Annotated in this window: 19 protein-coding genes; 13 read left to right on the top strand and 6 right to left on the bottom strand. The window is 69.9% G+C overall.

Going from position 1 to position 22785, the window contains the following annotated elements; genetic code table 11:
* From CAP_RS46770 to CAP_RS41710, 3 genes are all read left to right on the top strand, one after another.
* The coding region (locus CAP_RS46770; RefSeq protein ID WP_231512010.1) for a hypothetical protein at positions 1 to 1433 on the top strand (1433 nt) is incomplete at its 5' end.
* A 147-nt stretch (positions 1434 to 1580) separates the two neighbouring features.
* Positions 1581 to 2204 (top strand): hypothetical protein, encoded by a 624-nt coding sequence (locus CAP_RS41715; protein ID WP_197041579.1) that lies wholly within the window; start codon positions 1581 to 1583, stop codon positions 2202 to 2204.
* A 67-nt stretch (positions 2205 to 2271) separates the two neighbouring features.
* Positions 2272 to 2823, top strand: a complete 552-nt coding sequence (locus CAP_RS41710) for a hypothetical protein (RefSeq protein ID WP_044251746.1) — start codon at positions 2272 to 2274, stop codon at positions 2821 to 2823.
* Positions 2824 to 2907: 84 nt separating this feature from the next.
* Here CAP_RS41710 and CAP_RS41705 read toward each other — a convergent pair whose 3' ends face one another.
* The 5 genes from CAP_RS41705 to CAP_RS46765 form a co-directional block, all read right to left on the bottom strand.
* Positions 2908 to 5379: a hybrid sensor histidine kinase/response regulator gene (locus CAP_RS41705; RefSeq protein WP_052376868.1), complete on the bottom strand. Its 2472-nt coding sequence runs from the start codon at positions 5377 to 5379 to the stop codon at positions 2908 to 2910.
* Entirely contained in the window at positions 5376 to 5813 is a 438-nt protein-coding gene (locus CAP_RS41700) for a response regulator (RefSeq protein WP_044251744.1), read from the bottom strand. Before CAP_RS41700 ends, CAP_RS41705 begins: the two co-directional genes overlap by 4 nt.
* On the bottom strand, positions 5810 to 8131 hold the full coding sequence (locus CAP_RS41695) for an ATP-binding protein (protein WP_044251764.1): 2322 nt from the start codon (positions 8129 to 8131) through the stop codon (positions 5810 to 5812). The genes CAP_RS41700 and CAP_RS41695 overlap by 4 nt, the downstream gene beginning before the upstream one ends.
* Before the next feature lie 141 nt (positions 8132 to 8272).
* Positions 8273 to 9349 (bottom strand): hypothetical protein, encoded by a 1077-nt coding sequence (locus CAP_RS53070; protein WP_197041578.1) that lies wholly within the window; start codon positions 9347 to 9349, stop codon positions 8273 to 8275.
* Between the two features lie 34 nt (positions 9350 to 9383).
* The gene (locus CAP_RS46765; RefSeq protein ID WP_052376866.1) at positions 9384 to 11498 is read right to left on the bottom strand and encodes a serine/threonine-protein kinase; all 2115 of its coding nucleotides are present in this window, start codon (positions 11496 to 11498) and stop codon (positions 9384 to 9386) included.
* 286 nt (positions 11499 to 11784) lie between these two features.
* Here CAP_RS46765 and CAP_RS41680 point away from each other — a divergent pair, with 286 nt between their 5' ends.
* The 3 genes from CAP_RS41680 to CAP_RS41670 all read left to right on the top strand — a co-directional run bounded on the left by CAP_RS41680 (position 11785) and on the right by CAP_RS41670 (position 14518).
* Positions 11785 to 12783 (top strand): 3-oxoacyl-ACP synthase III family protein, encoded by a 999-nt coding sequence (locus CAP_RS41680; protein WP_044251738.1) that lies wholly within the window; start codon positions 11785 to 11787, stop codon positions 12781 to 12783.
* A gap of 68 nt (positions 12784 to 12851) precedes the next feature.
* On the top strand, positions 12852 to 13706 hold the full coding sequence (gene nadC, locus CAP_RS41675; RefSeq protein ID WP_044251757.1) for a carboxylating nicotinate-nucleotide diphosphorylase: 855 nt from the start codon (positions 12852 to 12854) through the stop codon (positions 13704 to 13706).
* Positions 13703 to 14518, top strand: a complete 816-nt coding sequence (locus tag CAP_RS41670; RefSeq protein ID WP_044251735.1) for a biotin--[acetyl-CoA-carboxylase] ligase — start codon at positions 13703 to 13705, stop codon at positions 14516 to 14518. Before nadC ends, CAP_RS41670 begins: the two co-directional genes overlap by 4 nt.
* An 8-nt stretch (positions 14519 to 14526) precedes the next feature.
* Here the strand turns inward: CAP_RS41670 and fbp are convergent, their stop codons facing one another.
* Positions 14527 to 15585, bottom strand: a complete 1059-nt coding sequence (gene fbp / locus CAP_RS41665; protein ID WP_081865817.1) for a class 1 fructose-bisphosphatase — start codon at positions 15583 to 15585, stop codon at positions 14527 to 14529.
* Positions 15586 to 15948: 363 nt separating this feature from the next.
* On the opposite strand from fbp, the gene CAP_RS41660 reads away from it, so the two are divergent.
* The 7 genes from CAP_RS41660 to CAP_RS41630 all read left to right on the top strand — a co-directional run bounded on the left by CAP_RS41660 (position 15949) and on the right by CAP_RS41630 (position 22104).
* Positions 15949 to 16872, top strand: coding sequence for a class I fructose-bisphosphate aldolase (locus CAP_RS41660; RefSeq protein ID WP_044251732.1), 924 nt, complete (start codon positions 15949 to 15951; stop codon positions 16870 to 16872).
* A 161-nt stretch (positions 16873 to 17033) separates the two neighbouring features.
* Positions 17034 to 18518 carry a leucyl aminopeptidase gene (locus tag CAP_RS41655; protein WP_044251729.1) on the top strand — a complete coding sequence of 495 codons (1485 nt, stop codon included), beginning with the start codon at positions 17034 to 17036 and terminating at the stop codon, positions 18516 to 18518.
* Positions 18519 to 18522: 4 nt separating this feature from the next.
* Positions 18523 to 19359: a tRNA 2-thiocytidine(32) synthetase TtcA gene (gene ttcA / locus CAP_RS41650; RefSeq protein WP_044251726.1), complete on the top strand. Its 837-nt coding sequence runs from the start codon at positions 18523 to 18525 to the stop codon at positions 19357 to 19359.
* Positions 19360 to 19448: 89 nt separating this feature from the next.
* Positions 19449 to 20237 (top strand): hypothetical protein, encoded by a 789-nt coding sequence (locus CAP_RS41645; RefSeq protein ID WP_052376865.1) that lies wholly within the window; start codon positions 19449 to 19451, stop codon positions 20235 to 20237.
* Positions 20238 to 20303: 66 nt separating this feature from the next.
* Positions 20304 to 20486 (top strand): hypothetical protein, encoded by a 183-nt coding sequence (locus CAP_RS41640; RefSeq protein WP_156041632.1) that lies wholly within the window; start codon positions 20304 to 20306, stop codon positions 20484 to 20486.
* A gap of 74 nt (positions 20487 to 20560) precedes the next feature.
* The gene (locus CAP_RS41635) at positions 20561 to 21463 is read left to right on the top strand and encodes a peptidylprolyl isomerase (RefSeq protein WP_156041631.1); all 903 of its coding nucleotides are present in this window, start codon (positions 20561 to 20563) and stop codon (positions 21461 to 21463) included.
* Between the two features lie 80 nt (positions 21464 to 21543).
* Positions 21544 to 22104: a roadblock/LC7 domain-containing protein gene (locus tag CAP_RS41630; RefSeq protein WP_231512009.1), complete on the top strand. Its 561-nt coding sequence runs from the start codon at positions 21544 to 21546 to the stop codon at positions 22102 to 22104.
* Positions 22105 to 22785 lie beyond the last annotated feature (681 nt).

The raw sequence follows: 22785 nt of genomic DNA, 5'->3' as shown, positions 1-22785 counted from the left end.
ACGGGGGGAGGGGGGACGGGGGGAGGCGGAATGTGAGGCGGGTGCGGCAGATCGCGGCGGCGGCGGAGGAGCTGCTGCTGTCGTCGGAGCGGACGCCGGAGATGCGGGTGGGGTTGCTCGCGGTGGCGCTCGCGGAGGAGAGCGAGATGGACGCGGCGCGGCTCGTGGAGCTGGTGCGTCCGCGGGTGGAGCTGGGGGACATGCCGCTCTCGCCAGGGTGGCTGCGCACGCTGACGCCGTTCGCGGCGCCAGGGCTGCAGGAGCCGTGGGTGTCGGGGGAGATGCTGGCGATCGCCGCGGCGCGGGTCTGGGCGCTGACGGCGGATGCTGCAGGAAGCGGGGGGAGCGCGGCTGGTGCGGGGAGCGCGGCTGGTGCGGCTGGTGCGGGGAGCGCGGCTGGTGCGGGCAGTGCGGCTGGTGGGGATCGAGGGCTCCTCGCGGGGGCGGCGGTGACGCTGGCGTTCGAGGCGGCGCGGGAGTTTGCGCTGGCAGGGAACGCGACGGCGGCGCTGGAGGTGCTGGATCGGTACGCCGGGGAGGCGGGGGAGGCAGGGCTGTCGCTGGGGCGCTCTCTGGTGTGGTCGCTGGTCGGCGATGCGGAGCGGGCTCTCGGGGCGCTCGATGGACTGGGCGCGTTCGGGGCGGTGGAGGGAGCGTCGGGCGGGAGCGCGGAAAGTGGGGCTGCGGGAGGGGCAGGAGGTGGCCTGGTGCTCGGCGCGGTCGGGGGGCCCGCGGGGATGCGGGTGCTGGCGCTGCTGCAGCGGGCGGAGATGCTGGCGGTGCTGGGGCGGCGCGAGGAAGCGGGGAAGGCGGCCGTGGCGGCCGACGAGGCGGCGATGGGGGCGGGGATGCCGGTGATGGAGGCGCGCGCGCGGTGGACGCGGCTGGCGCTGGCGAGGCCGCCACAAGGGGCGCCGCTGCGGGCCGGGACGCAGGCGGTGCTGCCGAGGCGCGAGGAGGGGGTGCACCTGTACCCGTGGCCCTGGGTGGGGTTCGCGCAGGAAGGGGCGCCGTGGGCGCGGCCGACGCAGCCGGAGCTGGGGATGTCGCTCGGGCGGTGGGAAGGGGCGCTCGGGGCTTCGGCAGAGGAGCGGCGTGCGCTGCGGTTCGGCGCGCTGCGACGGCGAGGAGATGCGCCTCCCTGGCTGTGGGCGTACCTGGTGGTGGGCGGAGAGCTGCTGGAGGTGGCAGCGAGGGGAGGCGAGGGGAGGGCGCCGGCCGGGGAAGGGGACGTGGAGATCTGGCTGGATGCGCTGCTCGCGCTGGATGCGCGGCGGTTCTCGCTGCGGGAGATGGCGTTCGCGAGGGCGCGGGCGGCGCAGGCGCGCGGCGACGAGAAGAGCGCTGCCGGGTGGCAGCAGCGGTTCGAGGCGCTGCGGGCCGTGGCGGCGGATCCGGCGCGGGCCGAGATCGCGCGATTCCTGGGGCTTTGAGGCGGAGGACTGGCGGCGGGGCGGGAGTGTCCGTAGGTTGAAGCGCGTCGCTCCGCGAGGTGTCCGATGTGCCCGCACTGTGGAAAGAATGCGCCGATCGTTCACCGGGGTCTGACCGCGACCTGCACGGCCTGCGGGAGGGCGCGGGTGCCGCTCTCCGGGAAGGCCGTGGATCTGGCCGGAAAGCCGTCCAAGGTGGGAGGGACGGTGGCGGGGGTGCTCGGGTGGGTGGTGCTGATCTTGGGGCTGTCGCTGGCGCTGCTGTTCGGGCTGCTGCTGGCGTGGATCTTCCCGGCGACCATCGCGCCCTGGGTGGTGTCGCTGCCGATCGCGTTCGGGTCGGTGGCGACGTCGCTGCTCCTGCTGCTCGGGGGGCGGAAGCTGCGCGAGCACGGGACGGCAGCCGAGCGGGATGCGCGCGGGCAGGCGCTGTTCGCGGTGGCGCAGAACCGCGGGGGGACGGTGACGGCGCGGGACGCGGCGGGGGCGCTGTCGGTCTCCGTGGAGCAGGCAGATGCGCTGCTCACGGATCTGGCGAAGACCCGCCCCGAGGAGGTGGGGGTGGAGGTGAGCGACCAGGGGGAGATCCTCTATGTGTTCCCGGGCTTCATGCAGAGGCCGCGGGCGCGGGTCGCGGACGGCGCGGGGCAGGGTGGGCAGGTGCGGGTGGGGGCTCCGTTCGGGCCCGAGGCGGAGGCAGAGGCGGAGGCAGAGGCGCAGGCGGTGGAGGAGAGCCGGCAGGTGGGGGGGCGGAAGGAACAGGGCCGATGATCGGGGTGCGTGCTAGCCTCGCGCGCGCGGCCCGGCACCGTCGACCTTCCGGGCAGCAACCCCAACGATGATGCGCATCCGGAACGTTCTGCTCTCCACCTTCGCCGCAGCGGGTGTGGCGCTGCTCTCGGCCGCGCCCGCAGAGGCCTTCGAGCGCCAGTGGCACGCAGGCGCCGGGTTCGGGTACGCGATGCTCGCCGATCCGGGGACCTTCCCGGGGTTCGGGGGGCGGCTCCACGTGGCGTACGGGCTGACGGACGCGATCAACGCGCTGGCCGAGGTGGACATGGCGACGCACCCCGGGGGGCAGTTCTTCGTGTTCGGGGCCTCGACGGGGGCGACGTACGTGGTCGATATCCTGCAGTGGGTGCCGTACGTGGGGCTGACCCTGGGGGCCTACGATCTGGTGCGCACGGGGGAGTGCGGGGGCGGGGAGGGGAACGTGCCCTGTCACGATGGTCGGTTCGCGATCGGGGTGCCCTTCGGGCTGGACTACGCGATCACGCGCGACTTCGCGATCGGGGTGGCGGGGAAGTACGCGATCCTGCTCCCGTCGACGGAGTTCCCGACGAGCTACTTCACGGCGTACGCGCGGGCCGAGTTCCTCTGGGGATACTGATCCATACGGCCGGGGACACGGTCCGCTTCCCGAGGTGACGGGCGGCAGGCGCGGGGAGGCGCGGGGGGAGAGGCGCGCTGCGGCTCAGGAAGCCAGGCGCTGACGTCCGAGCCTGGCCACCGTGGCGACGAGGGCCTGGAGGTCGGGGGGCTTGCTCAGGTGCTCCTGGTAGCCAGCCGCGAGGGCGCGCTCCCGGTCCTCGTTGCGCGCGAAGGCGGTGAGGGCCACGGCCGGGGTGAGGCCGCCCTGGGTCGCGGGGCGGGCGCGCAGGCGACGGGCGAAGGCGTAGCCGTCGGTGCCCGGCATGCCGATGTCGCAGACGATGACGTCGGGGAGCGCGGCGTGGAGGTGGGTGAGGGCCTCCTCGGCGGAGGAGGCGCCCGCGGTGGTGGCGCCGCGCTCGGCGAGGAGGCGCTCGACGAACTCGCGGGCATCGGCCTGGTCGTCGATGACGAGGACGCGGAGGCCGGTGAGGTCGATCTCGAGAGGCTCCAGGGCGCGGGGCGCGGGAGGGCGCGGCGTCTCGGGCGTGGAGGCGGGGCCGTCGTCGCTCACCAGGGCCTCGGCGAGGAGGGTGGGGAGGGTGAGGGTGAAGGTGCTGCCCTGGCCGCGGCCTTTGCTGTCGGCGGTGATGGTGCCGCCATGCATCTCTGCGAGCTGGCGGACGATGGCGAGGCCGAGGCCGAGGCCGCCGTGGGTGCGCGCCGCGGAGGTGTCGGCCTGGCGGAAGCGGCCGAAGAGGTGGGGGAGGAACTCGGGATCGATGCCCTGGCCGGTGTCGCGGACGGTAACCTGGAGGTGGGTGGGGTCCGTGGGGTGGCGGGCGAGGGTGATGCTGACGGTGCCGCCACGCTCGGTGAACTTGATGGAGTTGCTGAGGAGGTTCCAGAGGACTTGCTGGAGGCGGTCCGGGTCTCCCTGGATGACGTCGCCCTCGGCGAGGAAGCGGGTCTTGAGCGCGACGCCGCGGGCATCGGCCGCGAGGCGCACCGTCTCGACGGCGGCCTGGGCGACCTGGGCGAGCGAGACGGGGCGGACGTCGAGGCGCAGCTTGCCCGAGAGGATGCGGTTCATGTCGAGCAGGTCGGAGACGAGCTGCGCCTGGACACGGGCGTTGCGGTCGATGACTTCGAGGCCCTTGCGGACGGCGTCTTCGTTGGCAGCGCGGCCGCGGAGGATCTGGGACCAGCCGAGGATGGCGTTGAGGGGGGTGCGCAGCTCGTGGGAGAGGGTGGCGAGGAACTCGTCCTTCATGCGGCCGAGGCGCTCCAGCTCCTGGCGGGCAGCTTGTTCGGCGGAGAGGAAGGCTTCGCGGCGCTCCTCGATCTCCTTGCGGTCGGTGATGTCGAGATCGATGCCGGTCATGCGGAGCGGTCGGCCCTCGGGGTCGCGGAGGACGCGGCCCTTGCTGGCCACCCAGCGCAGGGCGCCGTCGGGCCTGACGATGCGGAACTCGAGATCGTAAGGGGTGTCGTGCTCGAGCGCAGCGAGGAGGGCCTGCCGGCCGCGGGGGCGATCGTCGGGGTGCATGGGCGCGAGGAGGCTGTCGAGGCCACCCCGGGGAGGCTCCGGGGAGCGTCCGAAGAGGGTGTGGAACTCGTCGGACCAGGTGAGAACGTCGGGCACGATGTCCCAGTCCCACCAGCCCATGCGCGCTGCCTCAAGGGCGAGGCGGAGGCGCTCTTCGCGCTGGCGGAGGGCGGCCTCGGTGCGCTTGAGGGCGGAGATGTCCTGGATGACGACGTTGACGCCCCGGACCTCGCCGTCGCCGCGGAGGACTGGCCGGTAGCTGGCGAGGAAGTCGCGCAGCTCTGCGGAGCCCGCGGGGGTGTGGACGCGGATCTCGATGTTGGTGAGCGCCTCGCCGGTGGCGATGACGTGCTCGTAGAGGGGCTCGACGGCATCCGCCACGGCGGGGGCGAGGACCTCGCGCACGGTGCGGCCCAGGTAACGCTCGACGGAGATGCCGTCGATGCTGGCGAGGCCCTCGTTCACGCTGAGGAAGCGCAGGGAGGCGTCGGTGAAGCAGAGGCCGACGGGGGCCAAGGCGTAGATGCTCTCCAGCTCGGCGAGCCTGTCGCGCGCAACGCCCTCGCTGGTGGCGAGGGCGCCGCGGGCGGCGCGCAGCTCGCCGGCGATGCTGTGCCGCTCCCGCGCGTTCTCCAGGGCGCGGGTGAGGCTGGCGGGGGTCATCCACTCCTTGCCGACGAAGTCGTGGGCGCCGGCGCGGAGGACGTTGGTGGCCGTGCGGGGATCGTTGGCGCCGGTGAGCACGATGGTGGGGACGGCGAGATCGCCGTCGTCGCGGGGCATCGCTTCGAGCACCTCGAGGGAGGTGGCGTCGGGGAGGTTGTCGTCGAGGAGGATGGCGTCGATGCGGCCACGCTGCGCGTCGTCGCGGAGCAGATCGAGGGCGCGCTCGCCGGTCTCACAGTGGAGGAAGCGGTAGCGGCGGTCGGAGCCGCGGAGCAGGAGCCTCCGGATCTCGTCGCGATCGTCGAGGCTGTCGTCGATGAGCAGGACCAGCCACTCTTCCCCCGCAGCGGTCGGGTTCACAGGTAAGCCTCTCCTCCAGGGAGCACGGTGAGCTTGAGCCAGTAGGTGAGCACGGCGCTCAGGGTCTGTTTGTAGTCTTCGTGCCTCAAGGTCTTGGCGTGGTAGGCGTTGGCGCCGCGCTCGTAGCAGGTGCGCACGTCGCGGTCGCTGGTGGAGGTGGTGAGCACCACGACGGGGACCGCGCGCCGCGCGGGATCCTCTTTGAGCTCGGCGAGGACGTCGCGCCCATCCATGCCGGGGGTGTTGAGGTCGATGAGGATGAGCGCGGGCAGCGCCGCGCTCGCGGCGTGGAAGAGCTGCAGCATGGCCTCGCCGTCGAGGGCTCGGCGCAGGGCGTTCGCCACGCCGAGGGCGCGGGCCACCTCGCCGAGGGTGTCGAAGTCCTCGTCGCTGTCCTCAAGAACGAGGATGGGCCTTGCGAGGGCGTCCGTCATGCTGTGCTCTCCGGGGCGAGGGTGAAGAAGAAGGTGCTGCCCTCGCCCATGACCGAGTCGATCCAGATCCTGCCGCCGTGGAGGTCGACGACCTTCTTGACGATGGCGAGGCCGGCGCCGGTGCCGCCGGTGAACTCGTCACGGCCGTGCAGGCGCTTGAAGATCTTGAAGATCTGATCGAAGTAGCGGGGCTTGATGCCGATGCCGTTGTCGCGCACGTAGAGGGCGAGGGGGGTCGCGCTGGTGGGCTCACGCCAGCCGATCTCCACCCAGCGGGCCTCCCTCTGGTTGTACTTCATGGCATTGCTGATCAGGTTGACCAGCACCTCGCGGACGCGGACGCGGTCGCAGAGGAGGGTGGGGAGCGGGCGGGGGATGCGGATCTCGATGCGCGTCTCCTCGCGGCGCCCGCCAAGGAGATCGAGCGCCTCCGCGACGAGTTCGTTGCCGTCCACGCGCTCAAGACGGAGGCCGGTGCGGCCGACGCGCGAGAAGAGGAGGAGCGCGTTGATGAGGCTGTCCATGCGGACGGTGAGTCGGAGCACGGAGGAGAGCCGCTCCTTCGACTCCTCGTCGGTGCCCTCGGCGGCGCGTTCGGCGAGGTGGGTCGCGTACTTGTGGATGCCGCGGAGCGGCTCCTTCAAGTCGTGCGAGGCGACGTAGGCGAAGGCGTCGAGCTCCTCGTTGCTGCGCTGGAGCTCCTGGTTGAGCGCGGCGAGGCGCTCGGCGTGGCTGACCACGAGCTCCATGAGGGCGACGCGGAGCAGGCCGGCGGCTTCGATGTCCGCCGGGGACCAGGGGACGGCGTGGCCGCGGACCGACTCCTGCCACAGCTCGAACGATCTGCGTGGGGTGAGGCGGGGGCCATGGGGGCCGTGCCGGACCGGTTTGTCGCCGGGGTCTCCTGCCCAGTTCACCATCCTCAGGGTCTCGGCGCGGAACCAGAGGATGAAGCTGCGCCCGCCATGGGCGAGGGAGGCGGCGAGGAGGCCGCTCGCGGTGTCACGCAGGGCCTGCGCCGGGGGGTGAGCCTCGCCGAGGTGGTCCGTGACGTAGAGGTGCGGGGGACGATCCAGCTCGCCGCGGGTGCGGAGCCAGGCGACGAGCGCATCGAGGTCGGCCTGCGCGGGCGTGCGTCCCACGGTGGACCAGGTGCGCTCGTGGAAGAGGGCCGTGCCGTCACTGCCGACGGCGTCGGCGAGGCTCGGGGTGCCCTGGAGGAGGGGAGCGATGCTGCCCTCGGTCGCTGCCCGCTCGACGAGCTTGCGCTGCACGTCGGCGAGGGCGAGGCGGTACTCGAGCTGCTCTCGCTGCTCGGCGGCGACGAGCTGGAGCGAGACGACCTGGGCGAGCAGCTCGCACGCGGCGCGCACCTGGAAGTCGGCCTGGAAGGGCTGCTCGTGGTGGCAGGCGACGAGGCCCCAGAGCTGGTCCCCGCGGCGGATGGAGAGGGTGAGCGAGGCGGCGACGCCGATGTTCTCCAGGTACTCGGTGTACATGACCGAGGCGCCGCGGAGGGCGCAGTAGGTCATCTCAAGAGGCTTGCCGCTGTCGGGGTTGGCGAGCGGGACGAGTTCGCTGGGAGCCCCCCTGGCGTCGGCGAGGGGGCGCACCCAGGTCTTCCGGAAGATCTCGCGGGCCGGTCCGGGGATGTCGTCGGCCGGGTAGTGCAGGCCGAAGAAGGGGGCGAGGTCGGCCCGCTTCGCCTCGGCGAAGACCTCGCCGCTGTGGTCGGGGTGGAAGCGGTAGATCATCACCCGGTCGATGCCGGTGAGCTTCCAGAGGTCCTCGGCGGCGATCTGGCAGAGGTCGCGTAGGCTCTGCGCCGTCTGCAGGCGGGTGACGGTCTTGCGAACGAGGGCGTAGTAGTCGGGGCGGTTCTGGGCGCGGCCAGTCCGCTCCAGCTCGAGGACGATGACGCCATCGATGGTGTGGACGAGGGCATCGAGCGGGCCGCGGGGGTCGGGAGGGGCGGCTGCCTGGGCGTCGACCGCGTCGGTCGCGTCGATGGAGAACTCGATGGAGAAGACGTGGAGGGGGTTCTTCTCGACGGGCTCCTGCTCCACGAAGCGCGCGAGGGCGGTGTCATGCTCGCCCCCCAGCACCTCGGCGATGCTGCGGCCGAGGAGGGCGTCGGGGGCCTTGCCGAGGTGATCTGCGCTGTTCTCGCTCACCTGGAGGATGGTGAGGTCGCCGCGACGGAGCACGAGGAGCACGCCATGAGACTGGATGCAGCCGGGGGTGTGCACCGGCTCGGCGTCACAGCTCATGAGAGAGATGGTGCCGCGTTTGATGCTGTAGGGTTCGGGGATCGTCATCCGGGAAGGCGTGTGAGGAGAGACGTAGGGGACCGTCTTCCCACAGTCATCCTGCACGCGCCAGACCGCAGCTCATGCGTGCAGCGCGCGCAGGCGGTGGCGCGCGCCGTGGACGTGAGCGTCCGGCGGACGCGCGCTGGCCTACTTCCGGCCGGGGATGAAGATCTTGTTGCGCTTGCCCGACGAGGAGGCCGCCGGAGGCGTGGTGGTCGTCGTCGTGCTGGTACTTGTGGGCTTGGTGGTCGCCGTGGGCGCAGGCGCCGTGGTGGTCGAGGTGCTCGTGGGCTTGGTGGTCGTCGTGGGCGCGGGCGCCGTGGTGGTCGAGGTGCTCGTGGTGGTCGAGGTGCTCGTGGGCTTGGTGGTGACCGGCGTCGTGGTGGTGGGCGTGGCCTGGGGAGGTGGGGCGACGGTGGCCGTGTCGGCAGGGGGCGTCTCCGCAGCCGCAGGTGGATCCGCCGCGGCGCCGGGCGCTGCGGGATCGCTGGCGACGGTGGCCATGGGCGCGTTCACGGTCGGCATCTCGGTGACGTCGGTGGATTCGCTGCCTCCCCCGCGGAGCAGGAAGAGGGTGGTCACCACGCCGCCGATGACGACGAAGGCGCCAAGACCGATCAGCGCCAGAGGCGGTCCGGAGCGGGCCGGTGCGCGGTTCATGGGAAAAGGCGCAGGGCCGCCGGGAAAGGCCGCGGGGGCCGCGCCGTAGGGGCCCGGGGGGCCGCCATAGGGAGCGCCAGGGCCCATGGGAGGAGCACCGTAGGGCGCGGGGCCACCCGGTGGCGCGCCGTAGGGGGCAGGTCCGCCGGGGGGCGCGCCATAGGGCGGGGGGCCTCCGGGAGGAGCGCCGTACGGGCCTTCGCCGGGAGGACCGCCGTAGGGGCCGACGAGCCCCGGGGCCGTGCCGCCGGGGCCGGAGGGGTTCGGGATGACGCCCTGAGGAGAGGGGGAGCCCAGGGGAGACGGAGAACCCAGGGGAGGTGGCGCGCCTGCGCCAGGTCCGCCGAAGGCGGGCGGGACGTCCATGGGGCCCGCGTCGACCATGGTGTGCGCCACCGGGGAGGCGCCAGCAGGGCCGGGAGCAGAGCCGAGGGGAGACGGGAAGGTGCCCGGGGGTGCCTGGTCGAGGAACAGGGGCTCGCCGACGACGGTGTGTCCCTTTCCTGGAGCGCCCGCGGGAGGGGCCGGCCACCCGGGAGGTGCGCCGCTGGGGTTGTTGCTCATCTGGCGGACATGGTAGCCGCTCCCGCCCCGGTGGTCAGTTCCTCCCGTTGCTCTTGGGGATTCCCCAGTTGATCGGGCGGCGGCCGCCGGTGCCCGTGCTCGTGGCGGTACCGGTGCCCGTGGAGGTGGCCGTGGGCGTGGGCGGCGGGTTCGACTGTCCCGGGATGGTGAGGGTCGGCGTGGGGAGCGGCCAGTTGCCCGGGAACGTGGGGAGCGTCGAGGGGATCATGATGATCGGCGGCGACGTGGTGGTGGTGGTGGTGGTCGTCGTCGTGGTCGTCGCCGTGGTGGGGGTGGTGGGCGAGGTGGCCGGCGGCTTCGTCGTCGTCGACGTCTTGACGGGCGGGGTGGTGACCACGACCGGAGGGATGGTGGTGGTGGTCGCCGGGAGGGGGGGCTGGGTGGTCGTGGCGGTGTTCGGCGGCGGCGTCTGCTGGTAGGCCGTCTCCACGGTGCTCGGGCCGAGGGTGCCCGAGGGGCCGTCGTCCTGCTCCGAGCGGTTGTTCCCCAGCTCGTTGGCGAGGTAGATGCCGCCGACCACGGCGCCGGCAATGCCCGCCGCCGAGAGGAGGATGAGCAGGAGCGGCGGTCCGCTGCTGCTCTTGGTGTGGGATCCGTGGCGCGGCGGCATGCCGGTCGCCGCGGGCAAGGGGGCCATGGACGCGGTGCCCGGCAGGGCCGAGACCAAGGGGTATCCCTGGGCGTGCTGGGAGTAGGCGGGGGCAGCTCCGTGGCTGCTGCCGTCCAGGAACATGGGTGCGGCGCCGACGGCGGTACCACCGGGACGCTGCTGCGGCTCCATGGGGAACGCCGACATGGTGCCGCCCGGGGAGCCGTTGCCCGATGCATAGGGCGGGGCGCTGACCGTGGAGGGGAGGCCCGGCTTGTCGTGTCCGGGGCCCACGCCCGCGATGGGGACGAGGGGACTCGGGGTGTAGGGGGTGGGAGAGCCGTTCGAGGCCCTGACGTCGCTGCCCGCGTCGGCGACGAACCCGCCGAGGGGGGTGGGGAAGCCGAGGATGGCAAGGGGCGAGGCCTCGGTGGTGGGGGGGAGATCGGGGAGGTTGTCGCCCTCCGGAGGGATGGTCTTGGGGACGGAGGGGGTGCCACTCGGGATGTCGGGGCCCGAGGGGGTGGCGGCAGCCGTGGCCGCCTTGGAGGGGTCGTCCTTGTCGCCACCGCTGGCGCGATCGGCGGGGCTCGGAGACACGGCAGCAGGGGAGGGCGTCTGCGCGTTGCTCGCCCGCGGAGGGGGCGGGGTGAGGGCCGAGGGGGCGCGGGCAGCGCGGGCGAAGGGTTCGATGGCCTCGCGCAGGGCTGCCACGGTGGGGAAGCGGTTCGGCGGCTCCGCCGAGATGGCGCGGTGCACCGCCGCGGCGAGCTCCGCGGGGACGTGAGGGGCGAGCTCCGAGAGGCGGGAGACCTGACCCGAGACGTAGGCGGCGACGATCTCGTGGGGCTCGTCGCCGCCGACGGGGCGCCGGCCAGCGAGCATCTCGAAGGTCATCACGCCGATCGAGAAGATGTCGGCGCGGACGTCGACCTTGTCCGCGGAGAAGGCCTGCTCCGGGGCCATGTACTCGGGGGTTCCCATGACCACGCCGGGCCGGGTGAGGCCGCGATCCATCTCGCCGGTGACCTTGAGCTTGGCGATGCCGAAGTCGAGGAGCTTGAGCAGCGGGTCGCCGCGCGGCGTGGTGGTGATCATCACGTTGTCGGGCTTGAGGTCGCGGTGGACCACGCCCTCGCGGTGCGCGGCCTCGACGCCTTCCAGCATCTGCATCGCGTACTCGAGGGCGTCGGCGTACGAGAGCTGCTGGCCAGCCCGGTAGAGGTCCTCGTAGAGCGTCTGGAGGGTGCGCCCCTGGAGGTACTCCATGACGATGAACGCCTGCCGGTTGCTGTTCTCGTCGACGTCGATGACGCGGACGACATGAGGGCTCTGGATCTTGGCGGAGACGCGGGCTTCCTGGAGGAAGCGATCACGCAGACCTTGTCGGCGAGAGAGCTCCGGGTGCAGGAACTTGAGGGCCACCGTGGTGCCCAGCACCTCGTGGCGCGCCTCGTAGACGCTCCCCATGCCTCCATCACCGATGAGGCGAACGAGACGGTACTTGTTGTTGATTACCTGACCGACCTGCGGGCGCATGGGATTCCGTCGGGGGGGGGAGAGGTCCTGGGAGAGTCTCACAAGCAGGTAGACGTACGTGAGCCGAATTCGTGCAATCCGGGCGACCCGCGGGTGCTTCGAGCCGTCCAGCCTGTCCAGGGAATGAAGGTCATGGGGTCGGGTGTGGAGGTGAAATCCTGTAGGTCCGGAGGCCTCGCTCAGGGCGTCAACGATCCGCTCGCCGGGAGTCTTACACGGCTCTGACGCATTGTGTCGGTCGATCCTGCCTTTCGGGGGAGCGGGCACCGGGTTACCCGGTCTCCCCATGGGCCGATCAGCGATCCTGGGCGTCGGACACCACGTGCCCGACAAGGTTGTGACGAATGACGATCTGGCCCGGCTGATGCCGACCAGTGACGAGTGGATCCAGCAGCGGACCGGAATCCGGGAGCGGCGCTTCATCGAGGTGAGCGGCACCGGGTCGAGCGATCTGGCGCTGCCAGCCGCGCGCATGGCGATCGAGCGGGCCGGCCGCGAGGTCAAGGACGTGGACATGATCGTCTTCGCGACCTTGAGCCCGGACGTGAACTTCCCGGGCTCCGGGTGCTTCCTCGGGCACAAGCTCGGGCTGCCCGGGGTGCCGGCGCTGGACATCCGCAACCAGTGCTCGGGGTTCCTGTACGGGCTGAGCATCGCCGATGCGTGGGTCCGCGCCGGCATGTACCGGAACATCCTGGTGGTCGGCGCCGAGGTGCACTCGACGGGGCTCGACTTCTCGGAGCGGGGGCGCGACGTGGCGGTGCTGTTCGGGGACGGGGCAGGGGCGGCGCTGATCGGGGAGAGCCCAAGTGACAACCGGGGGGTGCTCTCGCTGGCCCTGCACGCGGACGGGTCAGGGGCGCAGGATCTCTGGCTGAAGTCGCCGGAGTCGCGGCACATCCCCAGGCTGACCCCGGAGATGATCGAGCGCGGCGATCACTTCCCGAGGATGAACGGCAAGCAGGTGTTCCGCTGGGCCACGGAGAAGATGCCCGAGGTGTCGCTGGAGGTGCTGAAGAAGGCAGAGACCGACGTGGCGGGGATCGATCTCTTCGTGCCCCATCAGGCCAACATGCGCATCAACCAGCTCGTCGCGAGCAAGCTCGGGTTCGCCGAGGACAAGGTGGTGCACAACATCCAGAGGTACGGCAACACCACGGCGGCGACGATCCCCATCGGGCTGAGCGAGGCCTGGGCCGAGGGGCGGCTCAAGGAGGGGGCGACGACCCTGCTCGCGGCGTTCGGCAGCGGCTACACCTGGGGCGCGGCAGTCGTCAGGTTCTGACGCCGGGGTCCGGGCGGCGGGCCCTGAAGACGGTCGACCGCGGTCCCGCGATGGCCTACGACGTGGCCATGCTGGCTCCGTGGTTGCTGGATGCTCTCATCGATCGGGCGCTCGACGAGGATCTCGCGGGCGGTGATCTCACGACCGAGGCCTGTGTGGACGAGGGCGCGCAGGCCGTCGGTCGGGCGGTGGCGCGCAAGCTGCTCGTGGCGTGCGGCGGGTCCGTGTTCCTGCGGGTCTTCAAGCGGGTCGATCCGACCGTCGAGGGCGAGGTGCACGTCGCGGAGGGGACGGAGGTGGAGACAGACGCCGTGCTCTGGACGGTGCGGGGGCCGGCGCGGGCGCTGCTCAGCGCGGAGCGGGTGGCGCTGAACCTCGCGCAGCGGATGAGCGGCGTGGCGACGACGGCGCGTCGTTACGTGGAGGCGCTCCCGGAGGGGTCGCCGGTGCGCATCACGGATACCCGGAAGACGACGCCGGGGCTGCGCGCTCTGGAGCGCTACGCGGTGCGGGTGGGCGGGGCGCACAACCACCGGGACAGCCTGGGGAGCGCGGTGCTCATCAAGGACAACCACATCGTGGCCGCGGGCGGGATCTCCACGGCGATCGCGCGGGCGCGGGGGCGCGCGCCGCACACCTCGCGGGTGGAGGTCGAGGTGGACTCGCTGGCGCAACTGGAGGAGGCGATCGGCGCGGGGGCCGACGTGATCCTGCTCGACAACTTCGGGACCGAGGACATCCAGGTCGCCGTGGCGCGGGTGCAGAGCCTCGAGCAGGGCCGTCCCTTGCTGGAGGCTTCGGGAGGGATCACGCTGGAGCGCATCCGGGAGCTGGCCGAGGCGGGGGTGGATCTGATCAGCGTCGGCGCGCTGACGCACTCGGCGAAGGCGGCGGACATCTCCCTGGATCTCGCGCTGTCGTGAGCGGTCTCGACGAGGCGGCGCTCCACAGGGCGCTGGGCGCGCGTGGCGCGACGCTGGGGCTGCCGCTGTCGGTGATGGCGCAGACGGGATCGACGAATGACGACGCGCGGCGCGCGGCGCAGGCCGGGGCTCCTCAGGGGGCGACCTTCGTGGCGGACGAGCAGATTTCCGGTCGGGGCAGGGGTGGGCACCGGTGGTACTCGCCGGCGGGAGAGAACCTCTACCTCTCGGTGGTGCTGAGGCCGCGGCTTCCTCCCGCGGCGGCGGCAAGGATCACGCTGGTGTGCGGCCTCGTGGTGGCGGCGGTGGTGGAGGGGGCGCTCGCAGCAGCAGGGCGCGCGGGGTGCGCGGGATGCGCGGAGTTGGCGGTGGGGCTGAAGTGGCCGAACGACGTGCTGGTGGAGGGCAAGAAGGTCGCGGGGGTGCTCGTGGAGGGGCAGAGCCGGGGGGAGATGCTGCACAGCCTGGTGGTCGGGGTCGGGCTCAACGTGCGCGCCCGGGAGCTGCCGGAGGAGATCGCGCACCGGGCGACCTCGCTGGCGATGCTCGGGGTGCAGGCGTCCCGAGAGGAGCTGGCCGCCGAGCTGCTGGCGCGGCTCGGTGAGGCAGTGTCGCGCTTCGAGGCGGAGGGGCTCGTGGCGTTCGGCGCGGAGATCGGGCGGCGCGACTGGCTGCAGGGGCGCGAGATCGAGGTGGGAGAGGTGGCAGGGGTCGCTTCGGGCATCGACGCCGAGGGGCGCCTGCTGGTCAGGTCCGCCGAGGGAACCCTGCAGGCGGTGGCCGCGGGGGAGGTCAGCGTGCGCTACCGCTGAGCGGGCAGTCAGCGCGCTCCGCGGACGAACTCCTCGAAGATCTCCACGTCGTGAGGTGAGCCGAGGACGAGGGGCACGCGCTGATGAAGCTCGGTGGGGGTGATGTCGAGGATGCGTTCGGTCCCGGTGGAGGCGCGGCCGCCTGCGGCTTCGAAGATGAAGGCGTAAGGGTTCGCTTCGTAGAGCAGGCGCAGCTTGCCGTTCTTGCTCTTCTGGTCGGCGGGGTAGGCGAAGATGCCGCCCTTGAGGAGGGTGCGGTGCGCATCGGCGACGAGGGAGCCCACGTAGCGGCAGGCGTAGGGGCGCCCGGTGGCCTTGTCCTCTTCCTTGACCCAGGCGTTCCAGCGGCGCACGCCCTCCGTCCAGCGGGCGGAGTTGCCTTCATTGATGGAGTAGATCGCGCCGCGCTCGGGGATGCGGATGTTCTCGTGCGAGAGGAAGAACTCGCCGACCGTGGGGTCGTACGTGAACCCGTGCACGCCGCTGCCGGCCGTGGTGATGACCAGCATGGTCGACGAGCCGTAGAGGATGTAGCCCGCGGCGAGCAGCTCGTGGCCGGGGCGCATGAAATCCGAGATGTCTGCACCTGCCTTGTCCTCTGCCTTGCGGAGGATGCCGAAGATGGTGCCGATGGAGATGTTGACGTCGATGTTCGAGGAGCCGTCGAGAGGATCGGTCACCACGAGGTAGCGGGCGCGGGGGTCGGTGGAGAGGATGCGTAGCTCCTCCAGCTCCTCGCTGGCCACGGCCGCGCAGTGGCCCCGACGGCCGAGAGCATTGAGGAGCGTCTCGTTGGCGACCTCGTCGAGCTTCTGGACCTGCTCCCCCTGGACGTTGGTCTCGCCGGTGTACCCGAGGATGTTGGCGAGGCCCGCGCGCCGGACTTTCGAGGTGATCAGCTTGGCGGTCAGGCCGATCTGGTTGAGGAGCGAGGTGAACGCGCCGGTGGCCCCCGGGAGGCCGATCATACCCTCGAGGATGTAGGCTTCGAGCGTGATTCCCACGCGGGAGATGGAGGGCTGCAGGCTGTGGCTGGATGTCGATTGAGCATCGGATGCGGTCGCCATACACTTCCTTACTCAGAGCGGGGCTAGGGTGGGAGCGCCGAGGTGGGGCTGGGCGACAGCGAGGCCTCCTCAGCGCACCACCGTGCTTTCCTGCGCAGGATTGCGTATCCCGCGGGCGCGTACAACCAGGGGTCGTCGCGATGACGTGGCGGCGCGCGACGTCGCGGTGGTGATGGCCGTGCCTCTCTCGGGGCGGGAGGCTGGCCGTGGCAGCATGAAGGGCCGTCCAGGGAGGTCCGGACATGCAGGGCTGTACGGGGCTCCCTGGCGTGATCGTGGCTGCGTTTGAGGGTTGGGTCGGCGCTCAAGCCAGGGTATGGCTGCCTTCGCGCGGCAGTAACGATCAACCCGACGGAGCAATGCATGGCGCTCACCGATCGCGTAAGGCAGATCCTCTCCTGGTATGCGTCCGAGAACCCCGGCACGCAGACGAACCTCGTCCGGCTGCTCAACCACGGTGCCCTGGCGGGGACCGGCAAGCTCGTGATCCTGCCGGTGGATCAGGGATTCGAGCACGGGCCGGTGCGCTCTTTCGCGCCGAACCCCGAGGCGTACGACCCGGACTACCACTACCAGCTCGCCATCGACTCCGGGTGCAACGCTTATGCGGCCCCCCTCGGCTCGCTGGAGATCTCCGCTGCGAAATTCGCTGGTCAGATTCCGACCATCCTCAAGGTCAACAACAGCGACACGCTGGCCAAGGTGGAGCCTCACTCGGCAGTGACCTCCTCCGTGGAGGACGCGCTCCGGCTGGGCTGTGTCGGCATCGGGTACACCATCTATCCCGGCTCCAGCGGTCGGAATCAGATGTACGAGGACCTTCGCGAGCTCACCCTGGAGGCAAAGCGCAAGGGGCTGGTCGTGGTGGTCTGGGCGTACCCACGGGGGACGGGCCTCTCCAAGGCGGGCGAGACCGGCATCGACGTCTGTGCCTACGCGGCTACGATCTCGGCGCAGCTCGGCGCACACATCGTCAAGGTCAAGCCGCCGACGGCGCACATCGAGCAGGACGCGGCGAAGAAGGTCTACGAGCAGCACAATATCCCCATCGCCACCATGGCTGACCGCATCCGGCACGTGGTTCAGGCCACGTTCGGGGGGAAGCGGATCGTCATCTTCTCGGGCGGTGAGGCGAAGGGGCTCGACGACGTGCTGGCCGAGGTGGGAGAGCTGGCCAAGGGCGGCTCGTTCGGGTCGATCATGGGGCGCAATGCCTTCCAGAGGCCCCGCGCAGAAGCGCTCAAGCTCCTCGAAGGGGTGATGAAAATCTACAAGGACGCTCCCTGAGAGGGAGTCTCTGGCTGAATCACTTTCCTCGGTACTCCGGCTTTCCCGGCCGCTCGCGCCGGGAAAAGCCCTGCCATCTCTGACAAAGCTCGTTCCGGGAGGGGACTTGTCGTGGTTAACTCCCGCGCCTCGTTCCTCCTGAGCCGGTATCTGGACAACGCATGCCCATCAAGATCCAAGTTGCTTCCTCCGATCCGCTGAGCACAGCCGTCGACGTTCTGGTTCTGGGGGTCTCCGAAGGCTCTCCGTCGGGCGAAGGAGTGCTCGCCAAGCTGCAGGAATCGCTCGGGGAAGCGGTGCCCAAGCAGCTCAAGCGCGACGATTTCTCGGGCAAGAAGGATCAGGGCGTCGAGTTCACCACGTACGAGCGGGTCAAGCCGGCGCGGGTGCTCGTGGTGGGGCTCGGCAAAGGACCGCACTCCGACGTCGATGTCCGGCTGCTTGCGGCGAAGGGGGCGCGGTTTGCCAGCACTGCGCGCGCGCAGTCCATCGCGGTGGTGGTTCCGGAAGGAATTGCTGGGGGCGAGCAAGCCGCGGCGGAGGGGCTGGTGCTCGGGTCCTACCGGTTCACCCGTTACCTGACGGGAGACCGGCTGCCCAAGTCCTCGCTCGAGCGCGGAACGGTGCTCGTCCAGGGCAAGGTGAACAAGGGTGGGCGCGATGCCGTCGCCCTCGGGCAGCAAGTGGGTGAATCGATCTGCATTGCCAGGGATCTGATCAACGAGCCCCCGAATGAGCTCTACCCGGAGGCTCTCGCCAAGGTCGCTGTGAGCGTGGGCAAGGAGCGGGGGCTCAAGGTCACGGTGCTCGACAAGGCAGCGCTGACCAAGCGAGGGATGAAGCTCATTCTGGCTGTGGGGCAGGGGAGCGCGCGGGATCCGCGCCTCATTCACATGGTCTACACGCCGAAGGGAAAGCCGAAGGCGAAGCTGGTCTTCGTGGGCAAAGGGCTCACCTTCGACAGCGGCGGCCTTTGCATCAAGCCGGCCCCGGGCATGGAAGAGATGAAGGGCGACATGGGCGGCGCCGCCAACGTGATCGGCCTGATGGCTGCCGTCGCGGCGATGAAGCCTGCCGTCGAGGTCCACGGCATCATCGGTTCGGCGGAGAATATGCCTGACGGTGCTGCGTACCGGCCGGGGGACATCTTCGGATCGCTCGATGGCAAGACGGTGGAGATCATCAACACCGACGCTGAGGGGCGCCTCGTCCTGGCGGACTGTCTGGCCTACGCGCGCCAGCTCAAGCCCGACTTCATCCTCGACAACGCGACCCTGACCGGCGCGTGCATGGTGGCTCTCGGGCCGACGGTGTCAGGCTTCTTCTCCAACCGCGAGGACCTGGCAGAGCGGGTGAAGACTGCCACGCGCGCCTCGGGCGAGGCGATGTGGCACATGCCCCTCGTGGAGGATCTCCGGGAGGGGCTCAAGAGCGAATGGGCCGATCTGAAGCACACTGCTGACCGCTGGGGAGGCGCCATCACTGCAGCCCTCTTCCTGCGCGAATTCGTCGGTGACACGCCCTGGATCCACGTCGACGTTGCCGGTCCGTCGATGGCACACAAGGCATACGGCATCTACAGCAAGGGGGGCACCGGGCACGGGGTGCTCACGTTCCTCCGGCTCGTGGACGGCTACGCTCGGTGATCCCTTGCTGATTCGCCGCAAACTCGAGCGCGCCATGAGCCGCGCGATTACCGATTTCGAGATGATCGCCGAGGGCGATCGGATCATGTGCGCGGTCTCGGGAGGCAAGGACAGCTACGCGATGCACATGCTGCTCGTGGATCTGGCTCGCCGGGCGCCTGTTCGATTCAGTGTCATCGCGGTCAACATCGACCAGGGTCATCCCGGCTATCCAGGCCATCTCCTCCGCGATTACATGGCCGGCGGGAATCATGAATTCATGATGGTCGCCGAGGATACCTACTCGATCGTCACCGAGAAGATCCCCGAGAACAAGACCTACTGCTCGCTCTGTTCGCGGCTCAGGCGCGGCATCCTCTACCGGCTCGCCCAGGAGCTGGGCTGTACGAAGATTGCGCTCGGTCATCACCGAGACGACGCCATCAATACGCTGATGCTCAATCTGGTCTTCGCGGGGCAGCTCAAGGCAATGCCGCCCAAGCTCATTGCAGACGACGGCCGGAACGTGGTGATTCGTCCCTTGATCTACTGTGCGGAGGACGACCTCGCGGCTTTCTCCACGGAGATGGCCTTTCCGATCATTCCCTGTGATCTGTGTGGCTCGCAGGAGAACCTGCAGCGTAAAGCGATCAGCCGTCTGCTGGCAGATCTCGAGAGCCGTAGTCCAGGCGTGCGTCAGAACATGCTCGCAGCGCTGGGGAACGTTCGCCCGAGTCACCTCTTCGACAAAGGGCTCTGGCGAAAGCTGGGGCTCGAGGTCGCGCACGAAGCGGCCGATGTGGATGGGACGGCGTCGGAGAACGTGGTTCCGCCAACGCGGTTGCTGCGGGGCACTGCGTAACGGAGGGGCATATGCGCGGCGATCCGACGGCGAGGCCGGCTGATACCTCTCGGAGAGCCGACGTGTCGGGGGGGTCTGCTGGGGAGCGGGTGCATCCCGTCGCCGTGTCTCCCGGGACGCAGGAGGGCTCCCCGTTCGTCGGCTCCGAGGAGCACACTGTGCCACCCGAGGCGGTGGGCAATGTCCTGAAGCGCGCAGGGGCGGGGCTGCGCGAGGTGCGCACTGTACAGACCATGCTGGCAGCGATGATCGCGTGGTCGATCACCGTGGCTCCGGCGGCCTTTGCGCGTAGCTCGCCTCTCGAGGCGCGCATGGTGGCAGTGCTGGCGCTCCCGTGTGGCCTCGCGGCACCCCCGCTGGCGCTGGCACGGCGCAGCCTCGGACGTCACCTGGGGATCTCCGTTTTCCTGGCGCTGGTCACGCTCTCGTGGCTCCTCGCGTCCACGGCGATTCAGCCGCAGCGCCTCGACCCGATCAGGGCGGGCATCGGCGCCGTGGCCTGGGGAGTGTTCGCCCTCTCGTGGCGCGACCGCTGGCCCTCGGGTGCGCCTCCTCAGCCGCCCGAGGGGGATGCTCCCATGCTTCAGGCCCGCTCCAGGTTGCCTCCGGTGGCGCGGGCGATCGTCACGATCGGTGCGGTGGCTGCGCTTGCCCTGCTCTTCCTGGCGTGGCGCATCCGTGAAGCAGATCGGGGGCTCATGGCCCAGATCGTTGCGATCGCGTGTGCCATCGCGCTGAGCTCCGCGGCCGCCGACATGTCCACCGGTCTGGGGCGCCGCGCTCACGGACCTCGGCGGTTCACCCCCCACGCGGTCCGGCCGCTGCTCCTGCTCCTGGCCTTTGCGGTGGCCGGCGCGGTGATCATCGCGCTGCAATGAAGAAGTGAGCGGGGGAGGGGACGCCGCGCTATCCCCTGCTGACCGGAACCGAGGTACACTCCGGTGGTGTCTCGTGCGATCGACGTTTTCGCGATCCTCCTGCTCCTCGCGGCTGCGGCCGCCTTCGGGTTCGGCATCTACGCGCTCGGCAATCGTCAGGACTTCAAAGCCCTCTACCTGCTCCTCGTAGGCGCTCTGGCGCTGCGCGCGTCTACCGAGCTCCTGAGGCCGCGTGGGAGTGGATCGTGAGGTCGCACCTTGCGTGGGGTCTCTGTCTGAGCATTGCCGCTGTCGGTGCGGGCTGCAGATCGGAGGCGGAGCACGTGACCCCTTTTGCCGTGGCTGGCCCGATGTCGCCCGGCACAGTTGCCCGTGTGGGGTCTCTCGAGATCTCGGCGGATGCCGTTTCAGGCGTGGCCGCGGCGCAGAACGTCTCGCCAGCGCAGGCCGTGAAGCGGCTGGTGCAAGATGCGCTCTTCGCCGTGGAAGCTCAGGGGGCGGGAGACGAGGGGCGAGAGGATGTCGACGCACTGCTCGCGCGACGCTTGCTGCGCTCATTGCAAGAGGAGGCGGAACGGGCCGGTCCGGTCACCGATGAGGAACTGAGAACGGTCACGGAGCGCCGCTGGCTGGACTTCGACAGGCCCGAGGGGTTTCGTACCGTGCATGCAGTGGTTCGCGTCCCGGAGGGGGCTGATGCAGCCATGGTCGAGAAAGCGCGAGGGGTGGCAGAGGAGTTGCGTCGGGTCATCGGGCCTGCGCAGGAGCGTGCGCGCCAGACCAAGGCACCCACGCCACTTCCCGGACGGCGCGCAACCGATGCTGCTGCCGATGAGTTCATGGCCGCTGCAGGGACGGTGGCCAAGCAAGGGCTGGAGGTGGTGATCCAGACGCTACCGCCGGTGTCGGCATCGGGTCGGGTGCTGTCGCTAGAGCCACAGCAACTCGATGCGACTTTTTCTCGTGCCGTCAGTGCGCTCAACGAACGCGGCGACATCGCTCCAATCATCAGCTCCCCCTTCGGCTTGCATGTCGTCATGCTGCTCGAAAGGATTCCCGCAGCCATGATTCCGCAGAACGAACGCCGCGACATGATTCGCGAAGAGGTCATGACCGAAAGGGCGCGCAAAGCGCATCTGCTGCTCCTCAACGAACTACGCCGGCGGAAAGTGAGCGTCGTCGACAATGTGGATGCGGTCCTCGCACTCGTCAGGGTCGAGCCATGACGGCTTCACGGTCCCACAGGCGAGAACCGCCGCCCAGGGATCAGGCGCGGTCACCCTTCACCTCCATCCTCGAGCACCTGGTGACATCGATTCCGGGGGCACGTGGCGCCGCGCTCGTCGATTTCGAGGGAGAAACGATCGACTATGCTGGGGCTATCGACGCATTCGAGATCAAGGTAACCGCGGCACACTGGCTCATCGTTCTCGCGGAAGTCTCCGTCTCTTCACTGGGCCCCTTGCGCCAGCTCATCGTGCGCGCCCGCGCGCACAGCTATATCATTCGCCAGCTTCAGCCGGGGTATGCGGTCGTGCTGGTGCTCCACCCGCGCGCCGCGTTTGCTGCTTCCGACCGTGCGCTTCTGGATTCTGACGCACGTATCTGCCTGGAGGCAGGCTGGCCTCAGCCCCGCGCTGGCTCCTGCTGGTACTGCGTCGATGTCGAGACGGAACGGGGGCGACCGATCCGGCTTCGCGGTCTGCAGGCAGCGGGAGACTGGCAACCCGTCGAGGTGATGGGCTTCATGCTGGGACTGGGTCCGCGCGAGAAGGGGTTCAGGGTCCGTCTTCTCAACGGAGCTGAGATGCTTCTGGTGCGTGAGCCTCTGGGGCGCTGGTTTGCGGACGAGCGGCTCGAAAGCTGACGTCCAAGAGATGAGAAAGGTGGCCTCCACACCGTCAGCAGGGGACGCGCTGACTCTGGAGGAAGGGAAGGGACGTTGGGGAGCATGAGGGAGAGTGGAACTCTCGGGGGAAGCCACGAGCGGGCGCTCACGTCTAGTGGGCAGACGCTTGCATGGGAGTGGGATCAGATAGGTGCTTGCGGGGGCTTCTGCAGTATTTCTCGGGCCAGAGATTTTGGGCGTTGACTTCTGAGGGGTTGTGAATAGATTCCGCCCTCCCTGGCGACGCAAGAGCGGTGCCGAGGGATGTGCCACACTCATCTTCACTTTGGGGAGGATGGGGCTTCGTTCATCATTCACTGATGATGTCGTGCCTGGTAGGTTCGGCAGCAGCAGTGATACGGGTGAGATGCCGATGTGAGCGACTGCGCTCAGGTCGGCGGTTCTCAGCCGGGATCGGGCGAGGTGTGCCTTCGGGTAGTGGTCGCGAAGGTCGACGAAAAAAACGTTGACAGATTGATGGGTCGAAACTAGATTGCCTCCCCCGCCGACGGTTGGTTGTCCGACTGAAGGCGAGAAGCACCAGAGAGAGATGGCGTGAATAGCGCCCCTCGCTCTGCTCGGTCCTTGAAAACTGAGTTGTACGCCTACGAGAGTGGGTTTCCGAGGAAGGGCGAGAGTCCTGAATCGAAACCAATCAGG

The organism is Chondromyces apiculatus DSM 436, assembly GCF_000601485.1.
Lineage (GTDB): Bacteria > Myxococcota_A > Polyangia > Polyangiales > Polyangiaceae > Chondromyces > Chondromyces apiculatus.
The sequence above is the reverse complement of the archived record's forward strand: the minus strand, read 5'-3'. Positions and strand labels throughout refer to the sequence as shown.